Raw genomic sequence first — 7,249 nt, forward strand, 5'->3', positions numbered from 1 at the left:
AACCAGATGAGGAATAAAAAATTTATTCTAATATTTTTTCTTTCTGTCTTTTCTGTGCCTGTCGTATCCTGGGCGGATTTAGAGACAGCCTATTTCTTTGCCAACGGCAATGGTAGAGCCTGGGCAATAGAAGAAGGTAGTGATAAAAGACCGGACATTGGTATAGATGAGGATGGTCAAGCTTGGGTAATCTGTAATGGCAGTATTTATCGTGCTAATCCGGAAGTGTTGGGTGAGGTTATGGTTGCCGAAACAACAGGGATGAACCCTCTGTTCTTCGCCAAATCCCCTCAGGGTCAACTCTATCTACTCTGGAAAGGCGATTGCGGACTAAAGATAACTACTTTCTCAAAAGGCAAAATAAGAGAACTTGCTTATCTTCAAAAAAGTATTGAGGGACGGTGGAGTGTTTTTTTCTGCGTGGATAGCGCGGGACGCATCTGGATAAGCGGTAATTTCCCGGTAATCTATTGCTGGGAAGATGGACAATGGAAAGAATATAAATTAAAACAGGAGATGTTTCTTCTTAATGAATACGAAAGGGAAAGATGGCCTGAGCTCCTCTCACGGATCATTAAGAGTACGGAAGTATCGCCGGGCAAGATAATCTTTTGGGGGACTGATCTGGATGGCTTGCTTGTTTTTTCTGAAGACAAGATTGAACATTTTCGCCAGATCTTTTCTCTACCGCGAATTAGATTCAAGGAAATAAAAGTCGTTACTGATGGAGTCTTCTGGGCGGTGGAGGGTTTCAATCGGAAACCACAACTTTTTGAGGTAGATATGAAAAAGAAGAAAGGGACACTTCTTATTCCTCCTAATCACCCTTTGAGAAATCAGGAGATTTTGCAGATTTTTCCGCAGGAACAAGGAGAAGGTTTTGTTCTTTGTAAAACAGAGAATGACGGCAAGGTTTCCCTATGGCGGATAGTTAAGGAGGGAATAAAGTGCGAAATTGAAAGCATTGGACAAACATTTGTTTCTTGCGGAGGGGATCCTTCTTCGCTACTAATAAGTAAAAAAGGTCACCTTTGGCTCTCTGCCTTCCATCTGGGTATCTGGCTAAAGTTAAAGGATGCGGATGAGTGGGAACATCTGGATTATTCTTTTGGCTTTCCGCTACCTGCGGTGAGCAATGTAAAAGAAGACAAGGATGGAAATATCTGGGTTTCTGGTTATCGTAGTAATGGGTTGGTCTGTTTGAGCTCCCCTGTAAAGGCGGTTAAAAAATGGTTAAACTGTGCTCACTCTCAAAATTGGAAAATGGTAGGGAGACTTAGAGAATATGTTTTTGATAGCGATGACTGTCTCTGGACAATATTGAGCAGAAATCCGTTTATCCTCGGTCGGTTTGCCTGGAGTGGATGGATGGCTCTTACTCCTTCAAAACAGCCGAAGTATCATAACCACATCTTATGCAGGGATAATAAAGGGGCTGTATGGCTAGTCGATCTTCGTGGACGGGAGGGAGGACGAGGACCTATCGTGTTTGAAAATAAAAAAGATGCCTACTTTTCTAACATGGAATTGGCCTGTGAATCTCTGGCAAAGAAGGGTGAGATACGTAATGTTTATGAGGATCGGTATAGTTCTTATGGCGATATCCGCAATGCTATTTGTAGAATAAAGAATGAAAAGGCTTGTTTTTGTAGCCCTGCTTTGTTGCATTATTTTGATGGCAAGGGTTGGAAACATTGGCAAATTCAAGATATAGATGCTATTTCCAGAGGGGAATTTGATAGAGCCTCCAACCAGCCCTTTTTTGATGCAAAAAGCAATCTTTGTGTGAATATAAGTCAAAGAACATGGTTATGGAATGGCAAGCGGTGGAATGCAGTCGGTTTTCTTGAAGGGACTTATGAGAAAACGAAACGATTGAATGCATTGAGAAAGGAGCGAGAAGAGGGTCTACAAGAGAAGTTAAATCGTTCAGGTGAACTTGGAAAAATAACGCGAGTAGTTGAGGCAAACGACGGAACATTCTGGGCGCTGACACAATTTTCTCTTTACAAAGTTGTGGGAGATTTATGGGTTGAGATAGATAAGGGCAGGCATCCATTAATGGGAGACCAAATAGATTCTATTCGTATAGACAAAGAAGGCAACCTTTTTGTTAAGGCCGAACTGAACGCGTATTGCAGATTAGCAGACAAACAGTTTCCTCCTGAGACATTAATAGAGGAGATGTTAGTGGTTATAAAGAAGATTCCTTTCTCCATATCTTTCTCAGGTAAGGACGATAAAACTCCAGCAGAGAAACTCAGATTTTCGTGGTCCATGGATGAAGGAAAGTGGTCATCTCCGTCCTATGATAAAACTATATCTTTTGAGCATCTTGCGAATGGGGAACATGTTTTGAAAGTAAAAGCATTAGACGAAGAACTTAATTACGATTCTACGCCTGCAGTCGTTCGATTTACTGTGAAGGTTGATGCTAAAAATTTACTTGCTGAAAATTTGGAAATGTTAAAATCTTCTGATTACAAGGAGCGTGAGAAAGCAGTAAGGAATCTTGTTCATATTGGAAGAGAAGCCTTGTCGGAATTAAAGAAACTCAGAGAGGAGAGCAAAGACGATGATCTTCACTGGTGGATAGATGTTGTCATGCAGCAAATAGAGCAAAGTGTTACTTCAAAATAAACTTAACAAACAACAGGAGGATAATGTAGATGCAGAAAGCAGACATTGGACTGATCGGACTTGCTGTGATGGGAGAGAATCTTGTGCTGAACATGGAAAGCAAGGGATTTACTGTAGCGGTTTTTAACAGAACTGTTGAGAAGGTTGATAGATTTATAAACAGTGGGGCAAAGGGCAAGAATATTATTGGAACTCACTCAATAGAAGAATTTGTCAATTCTTTAAAATCTCCGCGCAAAATTATGCTTATGGTTAAAGCTGGACAGGCTGTGGACGATTTTATAGAAAAACTGATACCTTATCTGGAAAAGGGAGATATTATTATTGATGGAGGCAATTCTCATTTCCCTGACACTATATGCAGGACAAAGTACTTGGAATCTAAAGAACTTCTTTTTATAGGAACAGGTGTTTCAGGTGGTGAAGAAGGCGCATTAAAGGGTCCCAGTATTATGCCTGGAGGTTCTCCTGAAGCGTGGAAACATGTTAAACCTATATTACAGAAAATTTGTGCAATGACAGATGGCGAGCCATGCTGTCAATGGATAGGTTCGGACGGCGCAGGACATTTTGTAAAGATGGTGCATAACGGCATTGAATATGGAGATATGCAGCTTATATGTGAGGCTTATTTTCTGATGAAAAATGCTTTAGGAATAGAAGCTCCGGAACAGCATAAGATATTTGCGGAATGGAACAAGGGGGAATTAGATAGTTATTTGATTGAAATAACCCGAGATATATTATCAAAGACTGATCCTGATACAGGAAAACCTTTAGTGGAGATAATACTTGATACAGCAGGTCAGAAAGGAACCGGCAAATGGACTTCTCAGGCTGCCTTGGATCTTGGTATTCCAGCTCAGACAATTGCTGAAGCCGTATTTGCAAGATGCATTTCTGCTATAAAACAGGAAAGAGTAAATGCATCTAAAGTGCTTAATGGTCCATCAGAAAAGTATGAAGGAGATAAAGGGGAATTCGTAAAAGCTATAAAGGATGCTCTTTATGCGTCAAAGGTATGTTCTTATGCTCAGGGCTATGCTTTGATGAGGGCTGCTGCAAAGGAATATGGATGGAATCTAAATTTTGGCGAGATTGCATTAATGTGGCGCGGCGGATGTATAATCAGGGCGCGGTTTCTTGGAGAGATAAAGAAAGTCTTTGATAAAACTCCTGATCTACCAAATCTATTGCTTGACTCCTATTTCAAGGAAATTGTTGAGAAGAATCAGGATAACTGGCGCAAGGTTGTTGCAACAGCAGTAGAGCTTGGCATACCCACTCCTGCATTCAGTTCAGCGCTTGCATACTTTGACAGCTATAGAAGAGAAAGCCTTCCCGCAAATCTCCTGCAGGCCCAAAGGGATTATTTTGGTGCGCATACTTATAAGAGAGTTGATAAAGAAGGTACATTCCATACGGATTGGCTGAATATATAGATAGAGGCGTATATGAAACCCGTTGTAATCAATGCGATAGCACCAACAAGAATCTGCGACGTTGGTGGATGGACAGACACTCATTTTGCCAGGTTCGGTGCCGTGCTCAATATTGCGATATACCCATATGTCGAGGTTCAAGTTTTCCCTTTGGACTCTGCAGAGCACGAGGATCGCATAGTCATTTCCGCAGAAAATTTTGGTGAATCTTATTCATTGGACCCGGAACACGTTGTCTACAATAAACATCCTCTAATCGAGGCAGCCATCAAGATAATGAAGATACCACAAGCTGTTGCGTTGAGAATTAATATCTTTTCGTACGCTCCTCCGGGAGCGTCAATGGGAACTTCTGCAGCAGTGTCTGTAGCTTTAATCGGAGCGCTTGATGCCCTGACTAAAGAACACTTGACGTCACATGAAATAGCAGCCACTGCCCACTCAATTGAAACTAAAGAACTGGGGCTGGAGTGCGGTATTCAGGATCAGCTTGCAAGCGCCTATGGCGGAATCAACTTCATTGAGATGCATGATTTTCCTCACTCAAACATTTCAAGCGTACAGCTATCGGATGACGTTTGGTGGGAGCTTGAACACCGTCTTGTTGTAACATATATAGGCCAACCACACAGTTCATCAGAAATACATAAAATGGTTATCGCCAATCTTGGAAATTCTCCACATGAAGACAAGCGGATAAAGCAACTGCGGAAGCTGGCTCGTCAGGCGAAAAACGCTCTCAACGCAGGTGACCTTCCAGCACTTGGAAGAACTTTTAATAGAAATACTGAAGTTCAGCGGGAGCTCCATAAGGGTCTTGTATGCGACAAGTTTGAAGAGATCATATCAATAGCTGAAGATTTCCATGCTCTCGGCTGCAAGGTAAACGGTGCAGGAGGAGACGGCGGTTCAATTGCTATCCTGACGAATGGTGATATGGCGAAGAAAAGAGAATTGCAGGAGGTACTTGTTCAAAGAGGTTTCCAGTGTCTCCCAATTTATCTTTCACGTCGCGGACTCCGAGTTTGGAAGATGCTTTCTAACAATGTAGTGGAATAATATTCTGTGCCCTTTTTTCTCTGAAAACCTGTGCGCTGAAGACGTGGATTTCGGTGGTTTTGTCTTTCCATGCATCCGGAGAGAGACCTGCTTTATGACTGCAGAGAGAAGATAAGAATTCCTCTTTTGACCAGCCTGTTTCTTTGGCGACCTGAGGCAGGAATACTCCTTGATTAAAACCTCTCTTTATTATTACTCCATGTTTGCCTAAATGGAATTCGTCAATATTTTCGATCCTTTTTGGATGAGTGAGAACAGAGATCTCTATATCTATTTGCTCTAATTCATCCTCTCTGACAGCAGAAAATCTCGGGTCACTTGTTGCAGATTCAATTGCCATATTCCTGACTGTTTCCCAGAGAGGCGTTGTGCCAATAATATTCCCTATGCAGCCGCATAATTGACCTTTTTTGTGGAGGGTTACAAAGGATCCATATTCTTCACTTAATAGTCTATCATCAATTTTGAATGTTGGTGTTTTACCTGTTTTGATATAGGTTTCCATAGTTTCTCTGGCGACTTTTAACAGAATTTGTTTTTGCTCACTATTTAACATGACTTATAAAATCCTGGTAATGCAAGAAGTTTTATGCAAATTCATACTATCCATCTCTCCTAAGGACTATAAATTATCAGTCACATCCTAAATTGTTTATGTTTCTTCTCTTCACCTTGTGGATACTACCGTTCTGTGAATAACTTTCCAAGTTATTCACATCACTTGGACAACTCCGAAAGTTTTCGGACTTGACCACAGTCTCCACAATACTACTACTGCTTTTATCTCTCTCTTTCATTAACCCATTACTCTCCTTTCTTGGGTAATCTTTTAGTATTTTAAAATTAACCTTCTTAAGCCGCCTTTCTTAAGGGCACATCCTTCGGTATTAATTCTATATTCTCAAATCGAAGATATCTTCTCTCCTGCCATCGCTCGTTCATAAATACCGCCATTATGAATATTATCTTCTCGCATCCATCCATGTTTGGCATATGATTGCCCATCACATCTGTCCGCCGTCTGAACTCTCTAAAAACCCTCTCTATTGGGTTAGTCGTTCTTATCTTACTACGATGACTCTTATCAAATACAAAGAAACTCAAAAGCTCATCCAGATCCTTCTCTATACAATTTACTGCATTTGGACACATCTTTTCCCATCTGTATTTCCATCTCTTGAATCTTTTCCTGGCTTGAGCTACATTTTCTGCCTTATACACTCCTTTAACTTCTCCCAGACATTTCTCTTGATCCTTCCTCCTGATGTATTTAGCTGCATTCCTTAACTTATGCACCCAGCACCTTTGTCTTAATACACGAGCATATATTCTATCCAGAGCGCTGGATAACCCGCCGCATCCATCAATAATAATTAACTTTAAGTCATTCCCTTTTAGTCCCCTCTCATACAAGTTAAATAAAAATCCTTCCCAGTTCTCTTTCGACTCATTCCTCACTACCATAAAGTCTATTAGCTCCTTCTTTCCTTCTCTGTCTACTCCGTAAGCTGCCAGTACAACCTGTCTCTTCCCATTTCCGCTTATGCCTTTTATCGTTATTACTATTCCATCCAGATAAAGATAGACATACTTATCTTCCAAATCGCGACGATGGAATTTCTCCATCTCAGGCTTTATTCGATTCGTAATAGTACTTACCTGTGTTGAACTTATCCCTTCTTTCCCCAATATCGCCTCTAATCCCTTCTTCATCTTTCGTGTGCTTACTCCCACTAAATACAAATTAGCTATCAGCTCTAATATCTGTCTCTCATTTTTAGTATATTTTGGTAATACTTTACTTTCATAATTCTGCTTCCTTAACCGAGGTCGCCTTATCTCTATCTCTCCTAAACTTGTCTTTATTTTGATTGATGTACTCCCGGAACGAAACCCTATCCTATCCGGACTTCTTTCATAACTCTCTAACTCTAAATATTCTTCCTGCTCAAATCGCAGTAATCCCTCCAATAGCCTTTTATAGTTAATCCTGCTTTGCTCTCTCATAAATCCCCAAAGGTCTCTTTCTGCTTCCTTTAACATGTAGGTTAAATTTTGCTTGCCTTCACCAAAATTCAGTGTATCATACCTTCCTGGGCGCATTCTCT

5 protein-coding genes are annotated in these 7,249 nt (G+C 40.8%); 3 read left to right on the plus strand and 2 right to left on the minus strand.

Going from position 1 to position 7,249, the window contains the following annotated elements; genetic code table 11:
- Nucleotides 1-6: 6 nt before the first annotated feature.
- From Q7J67_00100 to Q7J67_00110, 3 genes are read left to right on the plus strand one after another with little or no spacing between them, the layout of a single operon-like run.
- Nucleotides 7-2,640, plus strand: coding sequence for a WD40 repeat domain-containing protein (locus tag Q7J67_00100; GenBank protein ID MDO9463696.1), 2,634 nt, complete (start codon nt 7-9; stop codon nt 2,638-2,640).
- Nucleotides 2,641-2,669: 29 nt separating this feature from the next.
- Nucleotides 2,670-4,082 carry a decarboxylating NADP(+)-dependent phosphogluconate dehydrogenase gene (gnd, locus tag Q7J67_00105; protein ID MDO9463697.1) on the plus strand — a complete coding sequence of 471 codons (1,413 nt, stop codon included), beginning with the start codon at nt 2,670-2,672 and terminating at the stop codon, nt 4,080-4,082.
- A 12-nt stretch (nt 4,083-4,094) separates the two neighbouring features.
- On the plus strand, nt 4,095-5,141 hold the full coding sequence (locus tag Q7J67_00110) for a GHMP kinase (protein ID MDO9463698.1): 1,047 nt from the start codon (nt 4,095-4,097) through the stop codon (nt 5,139-5,141).
- On the opposite strand, the gene amrA is transcribed toward Q7J67_00110, so the two are convergent.
- On the minus strand, nt 5,122-5,697 hold the full coding sequence (amrA, locus tag Q7J67_00115; protein MDO9463699.1) for an AmmeMemoRadiSam system protein A: 576 nt from the start codon (nt 5,695-5,697) through the stop codon (nt 5,122-5,124). The genes Q7J67_00110 and amrA overlap by 20 nt on opposite strands.
- 296 nt (nt 5,698-5,993) lie before the next feature.
- Nucleotides 5,994-7,249: IS256 family transposase (locus Q7J67_00120; protein MDO9463700.1), on the minus strand; the 1,256-nt coding region annotated here is incomplete at its 5' end.

It is taken from the genome of bacterium (genome assembly GCA_030652805.1).
Taxonomy (GTDB): domain Bacteria; phylum JAHJDO01; class JAHJDO01; order JAHJDO01; family JAHJDO01; genus JAHJDO01.